This is a genomic window from Biomaibacter sp. TOL, from assembly GCF_059717795.1.
The window spans coordinates 1,901,873-1,923,921 of sequence record NZ_AP046092.1; the positions used below are offsets into that span (position 1 = coordinate 1,901,873).

The window sequence follows — 22,049 nt, forward strand, 5'->3', positions numbered from 1 at the left end:
AATGCACAGATATAAAGATATATTTTTATAAAATTTTATTAACGACGAGAACTTTTCCTATCAACTACTCATTAGTGAAATACTCTACTTTGCCCGAGGCAATCCTGAATTGACCAATGATTGTTCTACCGTCTTTATCATATAGTGGTATAAGTCTTTCGCCTAGGTTGTTTTGAGCCACAGCTTCCTCCGGCGTGCGAGGAGATGGGAATGGGTCCAGATCAGTGGACCGCACATAACCGTCTGTTCCGTCTATGCCGGTAGCTGCAACTAAATCAGGTTCCTCTCCTATGATGTCGGCGTAAGCGTCTGAACCATATGTTTCACCATATTCATTTACCTGATAGCGATAATTTGGAAGTTCTCTCGGTTTTTTCAAAGAAGATTTACTGCTGCCCAAAGTAACAATGGGACTTTTATATGTAGTGTACGTATTATATCCGTCACCGTTGTATAATTTGACTTGTCCCCAACTATAATAATCACCCCTGGTAGAATAATTGGGTGTATACTGATTTAAACCTGCAATTTTACTATCATTGTATGCCCAACTGCTCGATACTTTCAATTTATCATCTGAATCATATAGCCTAGCTCTTACCCCTATATATCCTGCTGGAACATTGTCATTAATACAACTCGCATAGGTTTCAGCCCTTACGACTTTGCTGTCAGCATAAACGGTTGCTCTGTATTTATAAGCATATCCATAAACCGTCGCTTTTTTATAATCAGAGCTTGCATAAGCTGCAAAAGCAACGCTCGAAATTAATGTCAAAATACAAACGATGGAAATCAAAACTAAAGTTTTATGGAATTTCCAGTTCACCCTTATCACTCCTCATTTTATTATTGTTTTGATTTCTTTCCATAATATCATTTGTTTTGGTCAAAATTAAATTCTTAAACATACCCGCTTGCTTTTACCTTAATTTTTTAAAATCAATAATATATTCATGGACCAACTTGAAATTTGCCAATGACTGTTCTACCGTCTTTATCATAAAGGGGGATCATTCTTATGCCAGGATTGTTTTGAGCCACGGCCTCCTCCGGCGTGCGAGGAGGAGGGAAAAGGTCCAAGTCCGAAGACCGCACATAACCGTCTGTTCCATCTATACCGGTAGCTGCAATTAAATCCGGTTCCTCTCCTAATATCTCCGAATAAATTTCCGGACCATATGTTTCGCCATATTCATTTACCTGATAGCGATAATTTGGAATTTCTTTGGGCTTTGGCAAAACAGATTTACTGCTGCCTCTGCTTTCGAGGGTGGACGTTTCCACTGCACCTGCCGAAATAGCACCTATTGATACGATTGCCAGTGTCATTGCGATGGCAACCACGCGCACCCATCTTTTGCTCTTTGAGCCTCCATCTTTCAGTATCATCTCGACCCTCCTTTCAAGTTGTTTGCGCCTGCCGCTGAATGCGGAACATAATCTGGCGTTCTGGTCATAAACGTTCCAGAGCACACTAAGCATCAATTCGCAATACCGCCTCCTTTCCCGATTGGTCATGGATTTCACAACGCTTTCGTCACAGGAAAGTTCGCAGAAGTGGTCAATGTCTTGTCTTGCCATATAGGCGAGAGGGTTGAACCAGTGTATCGCGTTGATAAGAAGCATCAGGCTCTTCCACCACGCATCGCGGCGCTTCCAGTGGGTCAGTTCGTGAAGGAAAACGCTTTGCAATTCGTCCGCAGAAAGTTTAATATCCGGCAATATGATGCGGGGCTTGAGGATGCCGTGCAGAAAGGGTGTGGTTATGCAGGGTGAGATGTATACGGGGATTTTTTTTGTTATGCCCATCTGCTGTTTGCAGGCGGAAAGCACTTCCAGAATCTGTATGTCGTCAGTCAGTCTGCACATTCCGAAAATGCGGCGGTTCAGGTTATAGTTCTGAATAAGAACTATAGCCATGAATATCAGTGTTACGGCCATCAGGAGATAGGGCAAAAGTTCAAGGCAAGCGGGGACTCCCGCATTGCTTTCTTGCTTCGGCATCACGATGCCGCCGGCAGCGAGGCTGAGATTACTGGGTAGGTTTAATCCCGCGATAGAGGGCAGTCCAAAGGCTTTACCCGACAGGTTTATAAAGCTAAGATCAAATCTTGACATCCACTTATGATACGGCAGCAGGAAAAACATATATACAGCTATATTGGTGTAATAATGCCAGGCCGCAGTGAAATATTTAAGGGTTACCCCGCTCAAAAGTTTTAGAATAAGGTATAGCCCTCCGGCCACAAATGACATGGTAAAGAGCTGACGGTAAATATTGATCATCATAAGCCACCTACTCTTTCAAACGTTTCATAATGCTTTCGATGTCTTGCTTCGTCAGGTCGCCATTATCACACAATGCGGTTATAAAGCCCAATACGGAACCTTTATGGACATCTTTTATGAATAGCTTTGTTTCAAAATTCCGGTATTCCTGTTCCGTCACACAGGGTTCATAATGATTGGCTTTTCCTATCCTGGTTGCCTTGAGTATGCCCTTTCCCATCAAGCGGGACAAAAATGTGACCACCGTATTTTGCTTCCATGCTTTTCCTTCCGGCAAATGCCGGATGATTTCCGAAGTCGTCACCGGTCGCCCGGCAGCCCAAATATATTCCATAATTTGTTTCTCTGCATCAGACATGCGTTGCAGTTTTTTCATAAAAATCACTCCTAATTCTACATTATGTAAGTCATTTTTATTCTACACTGTGTAATTAAATATGTCAACGGTTTTTAAATTTTGATCGATCACTCAAAGTATTTTTAGGTTTTTTAATAAAAAACCAGTCTTCATATGGTGGATGAGAATGTGTTATTAACTTATTTTTTTATTAGGACTTATTGAGGAATTTCATGGAAGCCATCAAATACATTAAATATCCATTCATAACCATCTTCAGCAACTACTCCTAGATTAAAAGAATTGAAATTTTTGATTTTAATTGTACCATGTTTGCTTGGAGTTAATATTTTTCCCCCAGTTACGAATTTATTACCATCTTTGCTCTGTTGTCCTACAAATGCAACCCCCTGTGCTGGATCAGCTTTCAATGAGCCGACTTGCACAATAATAAACCTTTCGCCCTCAATTAATTCACTTTTCCACCCATTCGTGAATTTAATATCCTTATCCAATTGGCTATTCACATTTTCAAAAATTACGGGTTTCTCATCAGAGGCATTTATTCTTGGAATGTAATTCTTAGAAATATTGAATATTCCCTTATCATTGGCAAAAAAGATACATCCTATTATTGTAATAACAGCAATTGCTACTACTGGCCTCTTAAACGCATTTTTCTTAATCATTATAGCCCTCCCTCCTTCTTTATGATTTATTTTCATATGTCAAAATCAGGCTTTATATAACAAATAAAACCCTTGCCCTTAAAAAAAATATGAACAAGGGCTTATAAATTAAGTTAATATTTGCATAAAAGCACTATTTAGATGGATCCCTCAGTGTAGAACTATCGATGTCTACTGGGTTTATTGTATTTGATCCGTATTTTTTTGAACAGTTCTGTACGAGCTGCCAAGCTGTAGCATATGAAACGCCACTATCAGCAGGATTAGGAGCGGTTCCAGAACCTGCATCTGCGCATTTCCAGGATAAATGGAACACCCAAAACCTTACTCTATTATCATTTAGAGTTTCTTTAATCTGATCAGCCGTACTAGAATAAGAACAATAAATTCCTGCCCAATATGACGAATTGCTTTGAATCTCTTTAACCCATGCCTTGATATAAGTAAGAAACTTATCTTAAAGTTTTCCTCCCTCTTCTATATCAAGGTAGATATAGCTAAGAACAGGAAATCCTGCATCACCAGCGAGCTGTGCTGCATTTTGGGCATCTTCTTTGCCTTGTTCCTCGGTGAGTCTGCTACTATCTTTCTGCCTCCCAACATATATTGGCAAAAACCCCCACCCTTGTTTAGAAAGAGTCTCTCTTTTTTTCATCCAACCAGTATCTTTATGATAAGGAGCAGGAGCAAGGTAAAAGCCTGTGAAGTAAAGCGGAGAATTTGACCACCAATCCTGCATTACTTCATCTCCTGGATAGGATGAAACATCCATGGCCCAATAATAAGTAATGGCATTTACCGCAGCATCTTGAAATGTTTCAAGCAATAGTTTCTTTATTACTATCCATCTTTTATAATCCCCTTTCATTAATTAGTTTCAGTTCAGCAATTTTTTTCCAATGCAACTTATAGCTGTTTTAACACAAAATTAACTACATTTTCTGTTTCTCCGCATCAGACATGCGTTGCAGTTTTTTCATGAAAATCACCCCTGTTTTTTTCTACATTATGTGAGTCAATTATATTCTACACTGTGTAATTAAATATGTCAACGGTTTTTCTAAAAAATAGCTGTAATTTATCAATGCTGTTATAAACAGACTGCCTCTATAATTTCAATTTTTGCGACATGTGATGCGACAAAGCAAGAACCGTCCCTGTGTCGCAGAATATGCGTTTGCCGTGAGAGGAGGCAGCACTTGCATTAAAATTTAGTTAATGTTATCCTAAATTCTGATGATGTTATGATTATATGACTAATATTATTTAAAACCAATCTTAAAATGCTAAGAGAGGGGCCTGATGTTTATATGCCGATACCAAAAGAAAATAAAAAATATACGTATGCTGATTATTTGACATGGTCGGAAGACGAGCGATGGGAAATTATTGATACGGTATAGTATACGCACAATCTACTCCTACATGGCAATATCAAAGTATTTCCGGCGAGATATAAGGGATATTCTGGTGGTGTTTATTTGAAGCAAAAACTGCTTGATTTGGAGAAGCGATATGCGTTACTTTGAATATGGCGAAAAGGAAATAAATTATTTGAAAAGCAAAGACAAATCATTAGGGCAGGCTATAGACCGCATTGGGTTTGTGAAACGGAAAGTGATACCCGATTTATTTGCAGGGCTTGTATATAACATTGTGGGGCAGCAAATATCCATGAAAGCGGCCGATACTATCTGGAACAGGATTGAAAAACGTTTCGGGGCTGTTACGCCTGAGATAATTCGAACTGTTACTGTAGAAGAGCTGCAAAGCACAGGTGTCAGCATGCGCAAAGCCGAATATATTAAAAAAATTGCGGATGCAATTTTGGACGGCAGCTTTTCTATAGAAGAATTATGGCATTTGGAAGATGAAGAGGTTCGCAAAAGGCTGACCTCTTTGCCAGGCGTAGGGCAGTGGACGGCAGAAATGCTGATGATTTTTTCAATGGAAAGAAAAAATATCTTGAGCTGGAATGATTTAGGCATCCGCAGGGGAATAATGCTGTTGTATAATCACACCAAATTGGATAAAGAGTTGTTTGAGACATACAGGTTAAGATACTCCCCTTACGGCACTATAGCTTCTTTTTATCTGTGGGAAATATCCCTTCTTGGAAGGTGATTAAACTTGACCGATATGATAAAAGCTGTCACCGGTTTCAAGTTCAATAAGTATCCGTGTGTAATCGGCGTTATCTCAAAGTATTTTTCAGGGGATTCCACAGCCGGGTAACTGAACCGTACCTCTATGCCCGAATCCACCGGCACATGCTGGATAAAATTTGCGCTTCAAGGAAAGCAAGCAACTTAAAGGAAGGCAAAAATATTACGCTGCTTACGATGATAATGTTTTTTAAATTGTGCATTGTCTCTCGGAAGCATCTTTCCTTCCAGCAATCACACACCTCAAAGTTATGGCAGCTATAACAATCAGCCCCCCGGCGATGGCTCCCTTACCGGGGATTTCGCCCAGTATTAAAAAGACCCATATGGGATTGGCGATGGGCTCAATAACGGGAATCAATACCGCTTCCAGAGCCGATACGGACTTTATGGCGGTGGTATAAAGGATATAAGGCAGGCCCAACTGCACCGTGCCCAAAAGTGTAATTCCAAGAAATCCTGCAGCGGAAGGCATCGACCGGAACATGAAGGGAAAACCTATGAGAGCGGTGATGATATTGCCTAAAAACACCGATGAAAGGGGAGATCCGTCCTTTTGCCGGCGCATCAACATGGCCATGGCTGCATAAGTCATTCCGCTGAGGATGGCGAGGATGTTGCCCAGGAGGCCCCGGGTATCGAAATCATCCATAAAGAAAAGCACCATACCGCCAAATACCACAACTGTCGTTATCCAGTCCAGGGCCGTCACCCTTTCCTTTAAAAAAGCAAAGCTGAAAAGGGCTACATAAATTGGCGCCGTATACTGGAGAAGGATGGTGTTTGCAGCAGTGGTCAACTTGTTGGCTACAACAAAAAGTATGACCGTAGCCGCATAAGCCAAAGCGCATAATATCTGTTCCCTCGACCAGGAAAGGTCCTTTTTGCGCAGCACTATTCCAATAAGGACGGCACCGACGGCACTTCTTGCTCCCGCTATAGCCATGGGATTCCACTCTACCCATTTTATGAAAAATCCGCCGGTGCTCCATAAAAGGGCGGCGCATATGAGGTATATGATTGCCCTCATCCTCGACGAGCTATGATGATTTGTTTGCATAAGGTTTTGCTCCTTTTTATTGTTATCATGTCAAAATTATGAGTTGGCACCGAAATAAAATCTCTTCAAATATGGGGGGCGGCTCATATATTATATCTCGCCATGATGTATTCATCGGCATATTTACCGTTTCTGATTACTGCGTATTTTTTCCTGCCTTCTATCTCAAAGCCGAAGGATTTGTAGAGGTTTATAGCCCTTTCGTTGTCCACAAACACGGTAAGCTCCAGCCGCATAAGTTTCAACCAGTTGTCGGCAAGGTCTATTATCTTACTAAAAAGTGCCCTGCCTATGCCTTCCCCCTGATAGTCCTTATGCACCATTATGCCGATGCTTCCCGAATGCCTCATGCATGGTATTGGGCTTATGTTTAAGCTGATCGCTCCAATGACTTTCTTTTGCCCGTTTTCCTCCACTTCAGCCACCAGCATGTGTTGGTTTGGAGTTCTACTCGGCTTCATTTGTTTTCCTTATTTCTTTTAACTTTCTTTGACTAAGTCTATATCTGTTTTTATCATATCATAACTATAATAAAAAAAATAGGTTTTTACAACTCGGCAACATTTTACATCATGATACCCAACCCTGCGGGAGATAACACCATCATCGATAGAATCGAATAATTTGAGTTTTAGTAAGCTTAAGGTGTCATCCCCCTGGCACCCTATTTATAATACTTCTTTAATGCGGCTTACAAATTCACATACATCGCTCAACATCCGGCGCCTGTCTTTGCCCTGCTCGATAAGCCTCACTATGGCGCTGCCCACAATCACCCCTTCGCAGTAATCCCTGAATCTTTTCGCCATGTCGGGGCCGGAGATCCCGAAACCGAGAGCCCTGGGAAGGGCCGTATAGCTTGATACCTCTTCCATGTAGGCTTTGATGTCCGTCTCTATTTCTTCCCGCACACCGGTCACCCCTTTTGTGGAGATGCAGTAAACAAACCCCCCGGCGCCTTCCACAATATTTTTGATGCGCTCATGGGAGGTGGGAGCCACCAGGGGGATCAAATGCATGCCGCGGGATGAGACAATATCCGCCATCTCGCGACGCTCCTCCACGGGCAGGTCGGGTATTATCAGCCCGTCCACTCCCGCATCCCGGGCCTCGCCTGTAAATCTTTCGGGGCCATATCTAAACACAGAGTTATAATATACGAGGTACACCAGAGGAATGTCACTGGTTTTCCTCACGGATCTTACTATATCCATTATGCGGGCGATTTTTATACCCGCCTTCAGGGCCCTGGCCGAAGCCCTCTGGATGACCGGCCCGTCGGCAAGGGGGTCTGAATAGGGGATTCCCAGCTCCACTATGTCGGCCCCGGCCCTTTCCATTGCAACTACCAGTTCGCCGGTGGTTTCCGGGTCGGGGTCACCGGCGGTTATAAAGGTTATAAGCGCTTTTTGCCCGGTCTTTTGCAGACTGTACAATCTTTCATCTATCCTGTTCACAGCCTCACCCCCATTAAACCGGCTATTGTTTCGACATCCTTGTCTCCCCTGCCGGAAAGGTTTACCACTATAATATCTTCCTCGGAAAGCTTCGGTGCCAGTTTCATGGCATAAGCCACGGCATGGGCGCTTTCAAGGGCGGGTATGATGCCCTCCGTCTTCGTAAGGGTTATAAAGGCATTCACCGCTTCCTCATCGGTGGCGTAAACGTATTCGGCCCTTCCGGTTTCTTTGAAAAACGCGTGCTCCGGCCCCGCACCGGGATAGTCCAGGCCTGCGGATATGGAGTAGACCGGCATTATCTGACCATCGTCGTCCTGCAGCACGTATGTCTTCATGCCGTGAAGTACTCCTATGCTTCCTCTTGTGAGCTTTGCCGCATGCTGGCCGCTGTCAAGTCCCATGCCCCCCGCCTCGACTCCCACCAGCTTTACGCTTTTATCTTCATAAAAGGGGTAAAAAATACCCATGGAATTGCTCCCGCCGCCGACGCAGGCTATGATGTAGTCCGGAAGCCTGCCGGTCTTTTCCATGATCTGGGCTCTGGTCTCATCGCCTATAACCCTCTGGAAGTCCCTGACCATGGTGGGGTAGGGGTGAGGCCCCACCACCGACCCCATCACGTAAAAGGTGTCGTCCACATGGGCCACCCAGTGCCTCATGGCTTCGTTTACCGCGTCCTTTAGGGTGCCGGTTCCCTGGTCTACACTGGTCACCCTGGCTCCTAAGAGCTTCATCCTGAAGACATTCAAAGCCTGCCGCCTGACATCCTCCTTCCCCATGAATATCTCGCACTCCATCCCGAACATGGCCGCCGCTGTAGCCGTGGCCACACCGTGCTGTCCGGCCCCGGTTTCAGCTATCACCCTGCGCTTGCCCATGCGCTTTGCCAAAAGTACCTGCCCCAGGACGTTGTTTATTTTATGCGCCCCGGTGTGGTTGAGGTCCTCACGCTTCAAGTAAATCCTGGCGCCGCAAAGTTTTCTTGTGAGGTTTTCGGCAAAGTAAAGAGGTGTGGGCCTGCCGGCGTATTCTCTCAAATAATACCTGTACTCTTCCATGAATTTTTCGTCGGCTACGGCCATATTAAACTCTTTCTCCAGTTCCACAAGGGCGTTCATCACGGTTTCCGGTACATATTGCCCGCCGAAAATGCCGAATCTGCCCGGCACATATTTCATAAACTCCTCACCCTTTCCACAAATTTTTTCATCTTTTCAAAGTCTTTATATCCATCGGTCTCAACGCCGGTGCTTACATCCACGGCATATGGCTTTACTTTCAGGATGGCCTCCCCCACATTGCCGGAGTCAAGGCCGCCGGCCAGGATTACCGGCAGCCTGAGCCGGACGCCTTCCAGCAAGGCCAGGTCAAACCTCAATCCGTTTCCGCCGTAAAGCCCTTTTACCCAAGAATCCAGTAAAATCCCATCCACTTCGTAATCTTCCGCGGCTCTTAAACTATCCGCATCTTCGACCCTGATGGCCTTCCAGACTGAAACCCTCCCGTAACCTCTGACACTTTCCGGCGGTTCGTCGCCGTGAAGCTGTATCACATCCAGGCCCAACTCCTCACAGGCTTTCATTATCGCATCTGCCCTCTCATTAACGAACACTCCCACCTTTTTTATGCCCTTATCAAGGGCCGCGATCAGCCTTCCAGCTTCTTCAAAGCTTATGCGCCTCCTGCTTGGTGCGAAGACAAACCCAGCGTAGTCCACCTTCAACCTGTTCACATATTCGATGTCCTGCGGCCGCATTAGCCCGCAAATCTTAACTTTCACCATGTCCACCATCCCCATCACCGGCCGTACCTATTATGCTTCTTTAAAGGCCGCCAGATCCCGGCCTACATCCTTTGATTTCATGAGGGCTTCCCCCACCAGAATGCCGTCAACGCCTATGGATTTGAGATAACGCACATCATTGGCCGTTTTTATGCCGCTTTCGGAAATTTTTATTATGCCTTCAGGAATCCTGCCGATGAGCCTCTCGCAGGTCTTGAGATCTACACTGAAATCTTTCAGGTTCCTGTTGTTTATGCCGATGATGCGGGCCCCGGCGTCCAGGGCCGCATCCAGCTCCTTTTCGTCATGGACCTCCACAAGGCAGTCAAGCGCCAGAGACTGTGCTTTTTTATAAAAATACCCGATCTTCTCGCCGAGGACCGCCACGATGAGCAAAAGGGCGTCGGCTCCCAGGGCTTTCGCCTGGTAAATCTGATATTCGTGGATTATAAAATCCTTTCTCAGTACGGGGCAGGATGCTGCATCTCTGACGATTTTCAGGAAGCTGTCGTCACCCAGAAAAAACTTTTTTTCCGTCAACACCGATATGGCATCCGCACCGCCTTTTTCGTACTGAACCGCCGTGAAGGCCGGATCAAGGTCCGGTTTTATGACCCCTCTTGAAGGGGAGGCCTTTTTTATCTCGGCGATGATTTTTATTCCTTTTTTTGCCGTCAAAACTTTCTCCAGGCTCCTGGGGAGGCCCATGTCTTTGATTTCGTCCTCCAGGGCTGATAAAGGCTTTTTTTCCATTTCATCTTTTAGCTGTCGTTCTTTGCAGGCAATGATTTCATCCAGAATCATACGGCCGCCCTGCTTTCTCTTATAAACTCATTTAATTTTTCATAGGCGGCTCCCGAGTCTATCAGATTCTGAGCCATCTGTACGCCTTCTTTGAGGTCCTCCGCAACTTCGCCCACATAGAGGGCCGCGGCGCTGTTCAGTACCACCACATCCCTCTGCGGGCCCTTTTTGCCCTGCAGCACATCCAAAATTACCCTTGCATTGTAATTGCTGTCCCCTCCGGATATTTCCAACGGCTTTGCCAGGGGAATGCCGAAGTCCCGGGGGTTTATGGTATAATTTTTAATTATGCCGTCTTTTACTTCACTCACTATGGTCTCCCTGGTGGTGGTTATTTCATCGAGGCCGTCGCGTCCGTGTACCACCATGGCCCTTTTAACTCCGAGTTTCAGCAGCACCCGGGCCATGGTCCTTGTGAGGATTCCGTCGTATACGCCAAGGACCTGGCCCCGGACGGAGGCCGGGTTGGTCAGCGGCCCCAGGATATTAAAGACTGTCCTGGTACCCAGCTCTTTTCGAGGGCCGGCCACGTTTTTCATAGCGGAGTGATAAAAGGGGGCGAACAGAAATGTCATTCCCACCTTTTCAATACACCTTCCGGCATCTTCCGGCTCTAAATCTATCTTTGCTCCCAAAGCTTCAAGGACATCGGCGCTGCCGCTCTTGCTGGATACGGCTTTATTGCCGTGTTTTGCCACCTTTACTCCCCCGGCGGCGGCCACAAACGCCACGGCGGTGGATATATTGAAGGTTTTGCCGCCGTCTCCGCCCGTGCCGCATGTATCAATGGCATAGCCTCTGACATCAAACTTTCTGGCCATGGACCTCATGGACCTGGCAAATCCCGTAATTTCATCCACTTTTTCCCCTTTCATCCTCATTCCCACCAAAAAACCGCCTATCTGAGCCGGCCCGGCCTTGCCGTCCATGATATGGTCCATGGCCTCCCGGGCTTCGTCCTCGCTCAAATCCTCTCTCATGATGACTTTTTTTATAATCTCATGAAACATATTCATCACCCTCCAGAAAATTTTTTAAAATGAATTTTCCCTCTTCCGTGAGTATTGACTCGGGGTGAAATTGAACCCCGAAGACCGGAAATTTTTTATGGCGAATGCCCATTATAACTCCTCCGGCGGTCACTGCCGTCACCTCCAGTTCATCGGGAAGGGTACCGCCCTTTATGACCAGCGAGTGATACCTCATGGCCGTGATGGGATTTTTTACACCTCTAAAAATCCCCCGGCCGTTGTGCGACACCCTCGATGTCTTGCCGTGAAATATCTTTTCGGCGCCTGCGACCTCTGCCCCATAGGCCACGCCTATGGCCTGGTGCCCCAGGCATATGCCGAGGATCGGAATCCTGCCGTCGGCTTTTCTGATAAGATCCACGCATATGCCGGCATCTTCCGGCCTACCCGGTCCCGGAGAAAGGATTATCCTGCGGGCCCCCGAATTCATCACACCCTCCACATCAATCTCATCGTTTCTGACCACCTCTACTTCGGGGTAAAGCTCCCCAGCATACTGATACAGGTTGTATGTAAAGGAATCATAGTTGTCTATTATCAGAATCACCCCAGCACCTCCTTTAAAGCCATGGCTTTATTTAAAATCTCACGGTATTCTTTTTCGGGCACCGAGTCGTAAACTATGCCCGCTCCAGACTGGATGTAAGCCATACCGTCCTTGAAAATGACGGTTCTTATGGCGATACAGAAATCCATGTTTCCCCTGAAGCCCAAATAACCCACCGCCCCGGCATATATCCCGCGCCTTTTTTCCTCCAGCTCCTCGATTATTTCCATGGCCCGTATCTTGGGAGCTCCGGATACCGTCCCGGCCGGCAAGCAGGCCAGAAGGGCGTCGATACAAGTTTTGCCCTGTTTTAACCTGCCGCTCACCGTCGACACGATATGCATGACGTGAGAGTACATATCGACTTCCATGAAGCGTTCCACTTTCACGCTGCCGAACTCGCTCACCTTCCCCAGATCATTTCTGCCCAGATCTACGAGCATGACGTGTTCGGCCCTCTCTTTTTCGTCGGCCAGGAGTTCCTTTTTTAACTTTTCGTCTTCCTCCGTCGTCTTTCCTCTGGGCCTGGTGCCCGCGATGGGATTTGTGGTGACGATCCCGTCTTTCACGGCCACCAGGCTTTCGGGAGAAGAGCCCACCAGCTGGAAATCCCCGAAGTCCATATAAAAAAGATACGGCGAGGGGTTGAGGGCCCTGAGCCTCCTGTAAGCTTCAAACGGTTCTACTTTTGCGGCAGCCGCCATTCTCTCGGACAGCACCACCTGAAATATGTCGCCGGCTTTGATGTATTCAACGGCACGCCTAACCTTGTCGCAGAAGGCGTCTTGGCTGCAGGTTGCCCGAAACTCGGGCGCTTTATTTTTTGCCGCCGTCAGGGGGTGCAAATCCTTTTTCCTCAAGACGGTGTTTTTTAATTCGTGAAGCCTTTCGACAATGTGTTCGTATTCGGTGTCTTCATCGGGTGTGGCATTGTACACCACATAAAGGTTGTGATAAAAATGGTCGTATATTATAACTTCCCTGTAAAACATGAGGAAACATTCTGGAAGGTGTAGCTCGTCGGGATTGTTATCGGGAAGTTTTTCATAGAGCCTTATCACATCATAACCCACATACCCCACAGCGCCTCCCGTGAAGGCGGGCAAATCTGCGGGAAGCCCGGCCGGTGCGCTGTCGTAGCCGTATCTTTTAAAATAATCTCCCACGATATCCAGCACCCTGCCGTTTTCGGTCTTCACCCCCCCTTTGAAACTGTCACAACCCTGTCTCCGTAACTTTTAACGGCCATATGCGGGCTTGCTCCGAGAAAGGAGTATCTTCCCCAGTTTTTCCCGCATTCGGCGCTCTCCAGCAGGAACTTATGCCGGCCGTCCAGATTGTAGAAAAGCTCAATGGGAGTAAATTCGTCGGCATTTACCTTTAACACGACCGGAACCACACGGTCCTTCTTCATTGACTCAAACCCCCGTTTATCGGGAAACACCATACATAATCACCCCTTTTTTTTGCGATAAAAAAAACACCCCGCCCTTTTGGGGCGAAGTGTGTCGCGGTGCCACCCAATTTTGACCCTGCACAAAAGATGGTATCAAAAAAGGCACTTCTCCCTTAGGAAAAAGTGCCTTTTATAAGCTCAGCCACCTAAAGCAAAGCCTTCTCGTTCCAGGTACGGAATGCAAACGCATTCGATACCCTGTCCTTTTAACGGCGGACTTTCCGTCTCCTGCTACTTTTAGTTCGCATGGCTTCTCCCGGGCCCATTCAACGGCAACCGCGGCACCGGTCTTCCACCGCCACCGGCTCGCTTCGGCCTGAATCGCCGCCTACTCTTCCCGTTCATCGAATTTTCTTTCTTTACTTGATGTTTTTTATAATACACCCTAAACTTTAATATGTCAATAGCCATTTTGTATTTTTACAGTTATTCTAGATTGACCCTGCACGTACCTTTATAAAAAACACCTCAATTGGAAAACGAAAATCTCATGACTATCTCTCTTATCGGCACACTTACAAATGCGGCAATAACTATTTTAACAATATCCAGCGGTATAAACGGCAGAACACCGGCATAAAATGCCTTCAGCATGTCCATTTTGGTGATTACAGATAGCTGAATCATACCTAAAAAGTATATAATTACAAGTCCTGTAAACATGGCAACAAAACTCATTACTTTTTTATGCGATTGTGTATGTTCTATAATATAACCTATTAAAAAAGCTGCTATTGGAAATGCTATTATGTATCCGCCACTAGGGCCGGTAATTACTCCAAATCCTCCATTAAATCCTGAAAAAACGGGAATTCCTACTGCTCCCAGGAGATCGTATACCAGAATGGCCAGGCCGCCAACCCTGCTGCCCAGTATAGCTCCTGCCATACACACTGCGAGCAGTTGAAATGTTATTGGAACCGGCGTAAAAGGAAGCGGAATAGATATCTGGGCCATTACTGCAGTTATTGCTGCAAACAACCCGACAAATACGATTTCTTTTGTCTTCATTTGTTAACCTCTCCTTATTAAAAAGTTTACAAATATTATCATACACCTGCCTTTTTTTATTGTCAAGAGACTTTATTCAGTAGTGCAGTTAATGTCCTTTGGTGTAATGTCAAAATTACTCGTCATCAAGGTCAAGCCCCTCACCGCCATGTAAAAATTAAAACTTTTGCCATTATAAGGTTCATATTGCCGCATACGAACATAAGATACACAGGCGGCAGGGAGGCAAACCTGAGGAGCCTTCAACCACTGGGCTTTGTCGCCGGATTGAACGGGATGCTTACAGGGAACTACCTGACGACTCCGGGCCAGGGTTCAGACAATCGGCCCCCCGGCGATGGCTCCCTTACCGGGGATTTCGCCCAGTATTAAAAGAACCTATGCATTATAATTTTCCAGGCCTTTTTTCAACTCCCTGTAACTCATATTATCGATATTTAAAAATCTTCTTCTGAAAGAGTTATAATCAAACTTTTCCTTCAGCTTTGCTCTTGAAATTTTTTCGTATGTTAAAACCATTATATTCTTAATATTATAATCGTGTCTGCTTTTGGCATCGCCATTTTTAAAATCTACCGGATTGCTGCATAGGACGCTTTTGATGTATGATATATTGTCGTCTATCAACGATTCATCCACTAGGCCCGAATGGGCGGATATGATGATTTTTGCGTGAAGATTTTTTATAAGCTCCAGAGATTTTATGTAAGCCTCCAGGTCAAGAAAGTCCAGGTAGGGAATTGGATATTCCACGAGGTCTCCGACATACAGTACAGAATCCTTTTCATCAAAGCAGATGACCGAGTCGACCGTATGCCCAGGGGCGTATAAAAACTCCACTTCTTCATCTTCGTATCTTAAGCTGCTTGTAAAAGTAAGATTTGGCAGCAGGATTTTTACATTACCATTTTGATATTGCGAATATATTTGAAGCTCAAAATCCCCTACCTCCTTCAGCCTCCTGCGGCACGTCTCATGGCCAACTATTGCCGCTTTTTCAAAAGCACAGTTGCCCCAGACATGATCCCAGTCCGAATGGGAGTTAAAAACGATTGTTTGCTTTTTCTCTCCTTCAACAGCCATATACTTTTTGACGGGTTCCATGGATTGAGGTCCCAGGTGAGTGTCGCACACGAAAAAGTAATGACCTGCATTTATCAGATACACCGATGTGTCTCCGAGATAAGGAAAATCTCTGCCACTAAATGTGAACAATACGCCTCTTTCGCCTATTTCTTTGACAAACATCTTGTGTCCCGCCCCTTCTTACTTATGATACACTTCGCCGCGGATTATCTTGAACCAGCGGTAGATTTGTTCCAACAATATAAGGCGCATGAGCTGATGGGGAAAGGTAAAGTCTGAAAAAGAAAGTTTCAAATGGGCTTTTTCTTTTACTTCATCCGAAAGGCCCAGGGAACTGCCGATGATGAAGGTAATGTGGGATGTGCCTAATGTCATAAGGCCCTCAATCTTTTTTGCCATCTTTTCAGATGTAAAACGCTCACCTTCGATGCAGAGGGAAATTACGAAACTGGCAGGGTTTATTTTTTTTAGAATATATGAAGCTTCTTTCCTCAATGCCTGATTTTTTTCCGCAAAGCTCAGGCTTTCAGGAATCATTTCCTCGGCTACCTCGACAATGTTTAAATTGCAGTAAGGCTTTAGCCGCTTTGTATATTCTGCTATGCCGTCCTTTAAATATTTTTCTTTTAATTTTCCTACCGCTATAACAGTGATATTCACGAAAATCCCCTTATTTCATCAGTCAATCTTTCTCACTGCAACCCTGCAGTCGTAAAAGGCGGCGCTCTCACCCATCTCGGTAGTGGTGCAGGGCGTGAGGAAGTTGGCACAGGCGCCGCTTTCGATATTCCAGCCTGATTCCATGGCCACCATATCCCTCCTCATATCTGGCTCCAGCAAAAGGCTGGCATAAATTTGTCCGCGGTCATTGTATATTTCCACCGTATCCCCCTGTTTTAAGCCCAGGGATACCGCTTCTTCCGGATGCATGAGGACTGTGGGCTTTCGGTGCAAAGCTTTAAGCTTAGATATGTTTTGAAACTGAGAATGAATGCGGAAGCGCGAATGGGGAGTTATGAAAAAGTAGCGATAAGCTCCGGGCTCTTTTGCCAAATCTTCCTCTGCCGGGGGGATATATCTTGCAACCGGGGATTGCCCTTCTGATGCCGCCTTTTGAGAATAAAACTCGAACTTCCCGGAAGGGGTTGAAAATTTTTTGTCCTCCCAGGCAACTCTGGGGATCTTCGGATTTCTCATGCATCCTACTTTTTTCAATTGTTCAAGATTTATACCGCAGGCTTCCAGCGGTTTGAAAGCCCACTCGAGCAGTTTTTCGGTGTTCAAACCTTCAAAACCAGAAAGTCCCATTCTGTGCGCCAAACCCATAAATATCTCCTGGTCGGGGCGGGATTCTCCTATCGGCTCGATGATTTTAGGACAGTAAAATATCCATGAGCTCCAGGAATTTACCCTGATGTTTTCTTCTTCGAAAAAGCTGGTGCACGGCAGCACTATGTCCGCTTCCCGGACTGTGTCGGTCATGAACAAATCCACTGCCACCACCGTTTCTATAGAATTCAGCGCTTTTTTCATGGCGGCGGTATCGGGATTCATGTTCATGGGGTTTGAACGGGTGATAAAGGCAACCTTGATAGGAGGATTCTGAGCGTTCAAAATCTCCCGGGCAAGGTTTGTCCTGTCGAAGAAACGCTGCACCTTTGCAAGCTCGGCCCCCGCCACACGGGCTCCCACCGGCCAGTGCATCTGGTGGCCGTACGATACGCCGGCACCGGGTTTCCCGATGTTTCCGGTAATAGCGGAAAGCGCATCAATAGCCCGAATCGTATTGCCTCCCCCTCTGTACCTCTGAAGGCCGTAGCCCAGAAGGGTGGTAACGGGAGAATTCTGTACGTAAAACAGCGCTAGTTTTTCTATGATCCCTTCATCTACGCCCGTGATCTCCCTTGCCTTCTTTTCAGTAAAATCTTCTGCGGCCCGGCAAAATTCCTCAAACCCCAGTGTATATTTTTTTATGAATTCCTCATCCACAAGCCCCCGTTTTATGATATAACGGGCTGCGCCCAGAGCCAGGGCTGCGTCGGTACCGGGCCTGGGCCTGACCACAAGATCAGCTTCTCCGTCAAGTCCGGTTTTGAGGGGGTTGATGACGGCTAATTTCCCTCCTCGCAAAAGAGCTTTTTTAATGAAAGGGACTGCATGGGAATTGGTATCTGTCACATTCCTGCCCCAAAGCACTATACCGCCGGCATTCGCCAGGTCCTCGACATCATTTTGCATCAGCCCTCCAAAGTCGTAAGACTGGGCCGCTATGCCGCCGCTCCAGCAAAGTGATCCAGAAACTCCGGTGCATCCCCCAAGAGCGTTGAAAAATCTCCGGTCCAGATTCTTCAGCACCGCCTCCGATCCGCTGTCATAATTGTGGAATATGGACAGAGGGCCATATGTGTTGATGGCTTCGCGAATTTTCAAAACAATATAATCCAGGGCTTCATCCCAGGAAGCTCTCTGCAACCTTCCATTTTTCTTTATCATGGGATATTTAAGGCGCTCCGGATTATAAACATATTCTATATAGGAGTTGCCCTTTGGGCATAAAAACCCACCCGTGGGCGGATGCTGGGAATCGCCTTTTACTCCGACTATTTTCCCGGATTCTACATATGCCAGGATAGCGCAGCTGTCAAGGCAATCCCTGGGACATGCGGTCCTGTAAACCTCCATAAGTCTCCCCTCCAAGCGAAAATAAAGGCAAAGGATCTATCAAAGTTTGCTGCAGTGTCCAATAGCTCGGCGTTGTCTCTGGATTTTTATACCAAAGAACCGGCTCACCGCTGGAATGTAAAATTTACCGTGGAGCCAGCACAATTTTTGTTCTGATGTGAAATCCATTTCGGTAAAGCTCAATGTCATATTTTTTATTTATATCAAGATTATACATTACCTTGCGCAATTTTGCCATAGAATCGATCCTGGTGCCCGCAAGTTTTATTATGATGTCGCCTTTTTTTATGCCTGCCCCATCTGCAGGGCTGTCCTTTTCCACATTCACCACGTATATTCCGCTGTCAACATTTATATTCACATTCATGAGTTTTGCCATGTCTTTGTCAATTCCTTCTATACCGAGATAGGGCTTGTCGAACCTTCCCTTTTCAAGAACGCTTTTCAAAATGGGTTTTACGATATTTACAGGAATTGAAAATCCTATGGCTTCTGCTTGAGAAGCTTTTATGGTATTGATGCCTATGATTTCACCGCTGCCGTTTACAAGGGGGCCGCCGCTGTTGCCCGGGTTTATGGACGCGTCTGTCTGGATCAGGTCCTGCATGAGCACCTCGCCCCGCCGGTCCCTTACCATCACTGTGCGGCCTTTTGCACTGATTATTCCTGCGGTGACGGTCCGCTGCAATGTGAGGCCCAGAGGATTGCCTACGGCCACCGCCAGGTCTCCCACCACCACCCTGTCCGAATCCCCCAGCCTTGCGCAAGTCAGGTTTTTGGCGTCTATTCTTATAACGGCAAGGTCCAGTTCAGGGTCAGTATAAAGCCGTTTAGCTTTATATTTTCTCCCGTCATTCAGGAAAACCGTTATCTCGTTCGCATTGCCCACCACGTGGTCGTTGGTTATGATATATCCCTCGGGATTCACGACAACCCCGGACCCCACCGCTTCTGTCCTGATGGGGCGGTAAAAGAAGTCATAGTCAATGCTCACCGTGACTATGCCCACCACCGCGGGCGTCACTTCCCTGGCGATTGCCGGAATAGGCTGTTCTTGATTTTGAATCACTTTTGGGGTTTGAGGGGCAGTTTTGTTTGAGGAAGGCTGCCTGCCGTACAGAATGGATGTGGTAATAATTGCAGCTGCCAGTGCCCCAATGAACGAACAAAGGACTGCTATCATGAGGATTTTTCTGAACTCCGATGATGATTTCCTGGAATACTTTTCATTTTGCATTTTTTACACCTGCCGTTATTTTTGGATTGTTAGTCAAATCTAAAGATATTTATTGTAATACATTATAATTGTCACCTTTTTTATTCTTTTTATCCGGGGGGATAATATCAAAAAAAAGCCTTTATTATAAAGCAATTAAATAGCGGTAGTTTTTTTGAAATGCGTTACGGAAAGCCATATCTTAAGGATTATCTTTGCTTTCCTACGCATTTAAAGAAATAGATGTTGTATAACGGAAATCAAAATTATATAATGAAATTAATAAATATGGTATGGGTAAGTTTGGAATATTAATACTATTGATAAAATAAAGCTAGAAGGTGATTTTATGGACATGGAGGAGTATAGTAGGTGGTATAATCAGGCAGAACACACATTGAGATCATCATATAGAGATATCAAAGATGGGGATTATTCCTGGGCTTGTTTTAAGGCACAACAAGCTGCTGAATTAGGAATAAAGGCACTGTTGAAGGCTTTTGGTATTTCTGTAGTAGGACATTCCCTTGTCAAATTATCTTATGAACTTGATAAGGCAGGTATAGAAAAGCCAGAAGATTATATGAAATGGGCGCGAAAGCTCGATAGAGACTATATTCAACCTCGTTACCCCGATGCATATCCCCAGGGCAGTCCTTATGAGTATTATGATGAAGAAGATTCAAAGCTTTCCATTGAATATGCTCAAAAAATACTGGCTTTCGTGGAGGGATATGTAAATGAACACTGCAATGGAGATAAGAAAGGAAAAGAGGAATAATTTAATATATGAGGCTACATGTTTTGCAGGTAATATCAGTAAAGTTTTAAAGCCTATGTGTGCGGTGGTGATTGGATCGGTGGCAAGAGGGGACTTTAATGATGCAAGTGATGTTGATGTAGTATTAATATCGGACAAAATGCCTGATGTGTATAAAAAGAGAATTGAACTTCTCTATGATTATGTCTTTGATGCAATAGAACCAAAAGGATATAAAATTGAAGAATTTATTTCCATATATAAAAAGAAAAACCCGATAGCTGTAGAAGCCGTCGAACAGGGTATCTTAATCTATGATGATGGTATTTGGGATAAAGTCTTAGACGGGATAAATTCATTACAAAAATAAGCCGTCGCAAAAAATCGCGGCGGCTATTAATTGGATATGATATTCCCCTAATACCCTTCGCCTTCGGGCATGTCTTTTTCCGACACTGTTATGAGTTCATACTCTTTGCTGCCCATGCCCAGTTCGAAAGCTGCATCTATGTGAAGCTGGGCATCCTTTCCCGTGACGGTTTTCAATATGTTGTCTCCCTTTTTCACATTCTTTTCTGCGGCTTTGGACTGTGGCAGGGGTTCAGCACTGTTTATCATGTCAATAGAAGCCTGGTCTATGGCCACGATATCGTGGGAAACCATGACACCCTGATCCTGCACCAGAGGAGTGTCGGCCATGGGCATGCAGTCGCACTCGGGCTGCACTTCGGTGATGAAGTTTATATAAAGTATCCTTCCCTTTTCAAAGGTGGAAACGACTGCATAAGCGGCTTCTGCCAGGCCCTTCTGGAATCCCTCTTCAGTGATGGGCACCTCCAGCGCCTTCTGTTCACATACTCTTGCACACCGGGCACATTTTACGCATATTGAAACATCTATTACTATGCGGCCGTCTTCGAGTTTGATGGCTCCGTGGGGGCACACATTTACGCATTGTCCGCAGCGTATGCACTTTTCCTCCACCCATTCCAGGTGTTTTTTCTCCTCCATATGTATCCTTCCGCGCTCGGCTTCACCGCGGTGGTCTTTGCAGCTGATGCCGCCCATGCCCAGGTTTTTGATGGCTCCGCCGTAACCTGCACCGATATGGCCTTTGCAGTGAGAAACCACTATCATCGCCGGGGCATAATATATGGCCGAAGCTACCCCTATTTCCTTTAAAATCGGGCCGCTCTTCACTTTTATCTGATCCCGACCGAATATGCCGTCCGCCATTATAACCGGAGCTCCCACCGAAAGGTGGTTTATCCCTTCCATGTTGGCCACGTCCAGGTACTCCAAGCCGGGAATCCGTACAGTATCGGTCACAAAAGGCCTGCCTCCGGCTTCTTTGACGCTATCCACGACTTTTTTCAAAAATATGGGCCTCACAATGCGGTGGGCACCATACGAACCCAGATGGGTCTTTATGGCCACATAATCGTCTTTCTTGATAAAGGAATTAAAGTCTATCATCTGCAGTATCTGTTCGAATTTGGCCACAAAGCTGTACTTGTAGTCATAGCTTCTTACCCTGGCATCAGCAAAATAAACCTTACTCTTCACAAAGGTATCCTCCTTATATCGCAATCAAATCACTGGTTTAATGTTTTTACATCTTTTCTATAAATGCAAACATTTTAGATTACTTTCTCTCTTGCCTTTTGGGC

Annotated in this window: 21 protein-coding genes, 4 pseudogenes and 1 other annotated feature; of the genes and pseudogenes, 5 read left to right on the forward strand and 20 right to left on the reverse strand. The window is 45.6% G+C overall.

Annotation, left to right across the window (positions count from 1 at the left end; translation table 11 throughout):
* Window positions 1-64 precede the first annotated feature (64 nt).
* The 5 genes from AC6I1H_RS09525 to AC6I1H_RS09545 form a co-directional block, all read right to left on the reverse strand.
* Window positions 65-829 carry a peptidase gene (locus tag AC6I1H_RS09525; RefSeq protein WP_497737365.1) on the reverse strand — a complete coding sequence of 255 codons (765 nt, stop codon included), beginning with the start codon at window positions 827-829 and terminating at the stop codon, window positions 65-67.
* A gap of 125 nt (window positions 830-954) precedes the next feature.
* On the reverse strand, window positions 955-2,292 hold the full coding sequence (locus AC6I1H_RS09530; RefSeq protein ID WP_497737366.1) for a M56 family metallopeptidase: 1,338 nt from the start codon (window positions 2,290-2,292) through the stop codon (window positions 955-957).
* A gap of 7 nt (window positions 2,293-2,299) precedes the next feature.
* On the reverse strand, window positions 2,300-2,668 hold the full coding sequence (locus AC6I1H_RS09535; protein ID WP_497737367.1) for a BlaI/MecI/CopY family transcriptional regulator: 369 nt from the start codon (window positions 2,666-2,668) through the stop codon (window positions 2,300-2,302).
* 179 nt (window positions 2,669-2,847) lie between these two features.
* On the reverse strand, window positions 2,848-3,318 hold the full coding sequence (locus tag AC6I1H_RS09540) for a hypothetical protein (protein ID WP_497737368.1): 471 nt from the start codon (window positions 3,316-3,318) through the stop codon (window positions 2,848-2,850).
* 457 nt (window positions 3,319-3,775) lie between these two features.
* Window positions 3,776-4,186 carry a glycoside hydrolase domain-containing protein gene (locus AC6I1H_RS09545; RefSeq protein WP_497737369.1) on the reverse strand — a complete coding sequence of 137 codons (411 nt, stop codon included), beginning with the start codon at window positions 4,184-4,186 and terminating at the stop codon, window positions 3,776-3,778.
* Window positions 4,187-4,628: 442 nt separating this feature from the next.
* Between AC6I1H_RS09545 and AC6I1H_RS09550 the strand changes: the two are divergent.
* Both AC6I1H_RS09550 and AC6I1H_RS09555 read left to right on the forward strand, forming a co-directional pair.
* Window positions 4,629-4,762 (forward strand): annotated as a pseudogene (locus AC6I1H_RS09550) (Uma2 family endonuclease); the annotation flags it as partial.
* Between the two features lie 71 nt (window positions 4,763-4,833).
* A complete protein-coding gene (locus AC6I1H_RS09555; protein WP_497737370.1) occupies window positions 4,834-5,442 on the forward strand; it encodes a DNA-3-methyladenine glycosylase family protein in 609 nt (202 codons plus the stop codon).
* 231 nt (window positions 5,443-5,673) lie between these two features.
* Here the strand turns inward: AC6I1H_RS09555 and AC6I1H_RS09560 are convergent, their stop codons facing one another.
* The 10 genes and pseudogenes from AC6I1H_RS09560 to AC6I1H_RS09605 form a co-directional block, all read right to left on the reverse strand.
* Window positions 5,674-6,543: a DMT family transporter gene (locus AC6I1H_RS09560; protein WP_497737371.1), complete on the reverse strand. Its 870-nt coding sequence runs from the start codon at window positions 6,541-6,543 to the stop codon at window positions 5,674-5,676.
* An 83-nt stretch (window positions 6,544-6,626) separates the two neighbouring features.
* A pseudogene (locus AC6I1H_RS09565) lies at window positions 6,627-7,010 on the reverse strand (GNAT family N-acetyltransferase); the annotation flags it as partial.
* Window positions 7,011-7,211: 201 nt separating this feature from the next.
* Window positions 7,212-8,000: a tryptophan synthase subunit alpha gene (gene trpA, locus AC6I1H_RS09570; RefSeq protein ID WP_497737372.1), complete on the reverse strand. Its 789-nt coding sequence runs from the start codon at window positions 7,998-8,000 to the stop codon at window positions 7,212-7,214.
* On the reverse strand, window positions 7,997-9,172 hold the full coding sequence (gene trpB / locus AC6I1H_RS09575) for a tryptophan synthase subunit beta (RefSeq protein ID WP_497740757.1): 1,176 nt from the start codon (window positions 9,170-9,172) through the stop codon (window positions 7,997-7,999). The genes trpA and trpB overlap by 4 nt, the downstream gene beginning before the upstream one ends.
* A 5-nt stretch (window positions 9,173-9,177) precedes the next feature.
* Entirely contained in the window at window positions 9,178-9,786 is a 609-nt protein-coding gene (locus AC6I1H_RS09580; protein WP_497737373.1) for a phosphoribosylanthranilate isomerase, read from the reverse strand.
* Between the two features lie 30 nt (window positions 9,787-9,816).
* Entirely contained in the window at window positions 9,817-10,590 is a 774-nt protein-coding gene (gene trpC, locus AC6I1H_RS09585) for an indole-3-glycerol phosphate synthase TrpC (RefSeq protein ID WP_497737374.1), read from the reverse strand.
* Complete coding sequence (trpD, locus tag AC6I1H_RS09590) at window positions 10,587-11,600, reverse strand: anthranilate phosphoribosyltransferase (protein ID WP_497737375.1); 1,014 nt, start codon at window positions 11,598-11,600, stop codon at window positions 10,587-10,589. The genes trpC and trpD overlap by 4 nt, the downstream gene beginning before the upstream one ends.
* A complete protein-coding gene (locus AC6I1H_RS09595) occupies window positions 11,590-12,168 on the reverse strand; it encodes an anthranilate synthase component II (protein ID WP_497737376.1) in 579 nt (192 codons plus the stop codon). The genes trpD and AC6I1H_RS09595 overlap by 11 nt, the downstream gene beginning before the upstream one ends.
* A pseudogene (trpE, locus tag AC6I1H_RS09600) lies at window positions 12,165-13,615 on the reverse strand (anthranilate synthase component I). The gene AC6I1H_RS09595 and the pseudogene trpE overlap by 4 nt, the downstream one beginning before the upstream one ends.
* Window positions 13,616-13,659: 44 nt before the next feature.
* Window positions 13,660-13,978, reverse strand: a binding site (T-box leader).
* 114 nt (window positions 13,979-14,092) lie between these two features.
* Window positions 14,093-14,635, reverse strand: coding sequence for a biotin transporter BioY (locus tag AC6I1H_RS09605; RefSeq protein WP_497737377.1), 543 nt, complete (start codon window positions 14,633-14,635; stop codon window positions 14,093-14,095).
* 156 nt (window positions 14,636-14,791) lie between these two features.
* Between AC6I1H_RS09605 and AC6I1H_RS09610 the strand changes: the two are divergent.
* A pseudogene (locus AC6I1H_RS09610) lies at window positions 14,792-15,007 on the forward strand (hypothetical protein); the annotation flags it as partial.
* Window positions 15,008-15,013: 6 nt separating this feature from the next.
* Here AC6I1H_RS09610 and AC6I1H_RS09615 read toward each other — a convergent pair.
* From AC6I1H_RS09615 to AC6I1H_RS09630, 4 genes are all read right to left on the reverse strand, one after another.
* The gene (locus tag AC6I1H_RS09615; RefSeq protein WP_497737378.1) at window positions 15,014-15,883 is read right to left on the reverse strand and encodes an MBL fold metallo-hydrolase; all 870 of its coding nucleotides are present in this window, start codon (window positions 15,881-15,883) and stop codon (window positions 15,014-15,016) included.
* A gap of 18 nt (window positions 15,884-15,901) precedes the next feature.
* Complete coding sequence (gene rlmH / locus AC6I1H_RS09620) at window positions 15,902-16,381, reverse strand: 23S rRNA (pseudouridine(1915)-N(3))-methyltransferase RlmH (RefSeq protein WP_497737379.1); 480 nt, start codon at window positions 16,379-16,381, stop codon at window positions 15,902-15,904.
* An 18-nt stretch (window positions 16,382-16,399) separates the two neighbouring features.
* Complete coding sequence (locus AC6I1H_RS09625) at window positions 16,400-18,403, reverse strand: molybdopterin-containing oxidoreductase family protein (protein ID WP_497737380.1); 2,004 nt, start codon at window positions 18,401-18,403, stop codon at window positions 16,400-16,402.
* A gap of 124 nt (window positions 18,404-18,527) precedes the next feature.
* Window positions 18,528-19,640, reverse strand: coding sequence for a S1C family serine protease (locus AC6I1H_RS09630; protein WP_497737381.1), 1,113 nt, complete (start codon window positions 19,638-19,640; stop codon window positions 18,528-18,530).
* Between the two features lie 328 nt (window positions 19,641-19,968).
* On the opposite strand from AC6I1H_RS09630, the gene AC6I1H_RS09635 reads away from it, so the two are divergent.
* Together AC6I1H_RS09635 and AC6I1H_RS09640 are read left to right on the forward strand one after the other, a co-directional pair.
* Window positions 19,969-20,400, forward strand: coding sequence for a HEPN domain-containing protein (locus AC6I1H_RS09635; protein ID WP_497737382.1), 432 nt, complete (start codon window positions 19,969-19,971; stop codon window positions 20,398-20,400).
* On the forward strand, window positions 20,360-20,749 hold the full coding sequence (locus tag AC6I1H_RS09640) for a nucleotidyltransferase domain-containing protein (protein WP_497737383.1): 390 nt from the start codon (window positions 20,360-20,362) through the stop codon (window positions 20,747-20,749). The genes AC6I1H_RS09635 and AC6I1H_RS09640 overlap by 41 nt, the downstream gene beginning before the upstream one ends.
* Window positions 20,750-20,796: 47 nt before the next feature.
* Here the strand turns inward: AC6I1H_RS09640 and AC6I1H_RS09645 are convergent, their stop codons facing one another.
* On the reverse strand, window positions 20,797-21,945 hold the full coding sequence (locus AC6I1H_RS09645) for a DUF362 domain-containing protein (RefSeq protein WP_497737384.1): 1,149 nt from the start codon (window positions 21,943-21,945) through the stop codon (window positions 20,797-20,799).
* Window positions 21,946-22,049 lie beyond the last annotated feature (104 nt).

Excerpts from the sequence above, each read along its gene's own strand:
- AC6I1H_RS09530 (WP_497737366.1), bottom strand. The coding sequence starts at position 2,292 with ATGATGATCAATATTTACCGTCAGCTCTTTACCATGTCATTTGTGGCC.
- AC6I1H_RS09535 (WP_497737367.1), bottom strand. The coding sequence starts at position 2,668 with ATGAAAAAACTGCAACGCATGTCTGATGCAGAGAAACAAATTATGGAA.
- AC6I1H_RS09540 (WP_497737368.1), bottom strand. The coding sequence starts at position 3,318 with ATGATTAAGAAAAATGCGTTTAAGAGGCCAGTAGTAGCAATTGCTGTT.
- AC6I1H_RS09545 (WP_497737369.1), bottom strand. The coding sequence starts at position 4,186 with ATGAAAGGGGATTATAAAAGATGGATAGTAATAAAGAAACTATTGCTT.
- AC6I1H_RS09555 (WP_497737370.1), top strand. The coding sequence starts at position 4,834 with ATGCGTTACTTTGAATATGGCGAAAAGGAAATAAATTATTTGAAAAGC.
- AC6I1H_RS09560 (WP_497737371.1), bottom strand. The coding sequence starts at position 6,543 with ATGCAAACAAATCATCATAGCTCGTCGAGGATGAGGGCAATCATATAC.
- AC6I1H_RS09580 (WP_497737373.1), bottom strand. The coding sequence starts at position 9,786 with ATGGTGAAAGTTAAGATTTGCGGGCTAATGCGGCCGCAGGACATCGAA.
- trpC (WP_497737374.1), bottom strand. The coding sequence starts at position 10,590 with ATGATTCTGGATGAAATCATTGCCTGCAAAGAACGACAGCTAAAAGAT.
- trpD (WP_497737375.1), bottom strand. The coding sequence starts at position 11,600 with ATGTTTCATGAGATTATAAAAAAAGTCATCATGAGAGAGGATTTGAGC.
- AC6I1H_RS09605 (WP_497737377.1), bottom strand. The coding sequence starts at position 14,635 with ATGAAGACAAAAGAAATCGTATTTGTCGGGTTGTTTGCAGCAATAACT.
- AC6I1H_RS09615 (WP_497737378.1), bottom strand. The coding sequence starts at position 15,883 with ATGTTTGTCAAAGAAATAGGCGAAAGAGGCGTATTGTTCACATTTAGT.
- AC6I1H_RS09625 (WP_497737380.1), bottom strand. The coding sequence starts at position 18,403 with ATGGAGGTTTACAGGACCGCATGTCCCAGGGATTGCCTTGACAGCTGC.
- AC6I1H_RS09630 (WP_497737381.1), bottom strand. The coding sequence starts at position 19,640 with ATGCAAAATGAAAAGTATTCCAGGAAATCATCATCGGAGTTCAGAAAA.
- AC6I1H_RS09635 (WP_497737382.1), top strand. The coding sequence starts at position 19,969 with ATGGACATGGAGGAGTATAGTAGGTGGTATAATCAGGCAGAACACACA.
- AC6I1H_RS09640 (WP_497737383.1), top strand. The coding sequence starts at position 20,360 with ATGAACACTGCAATGGAGATAAGAAAGGAAAAGAGGAATAATTTAATA.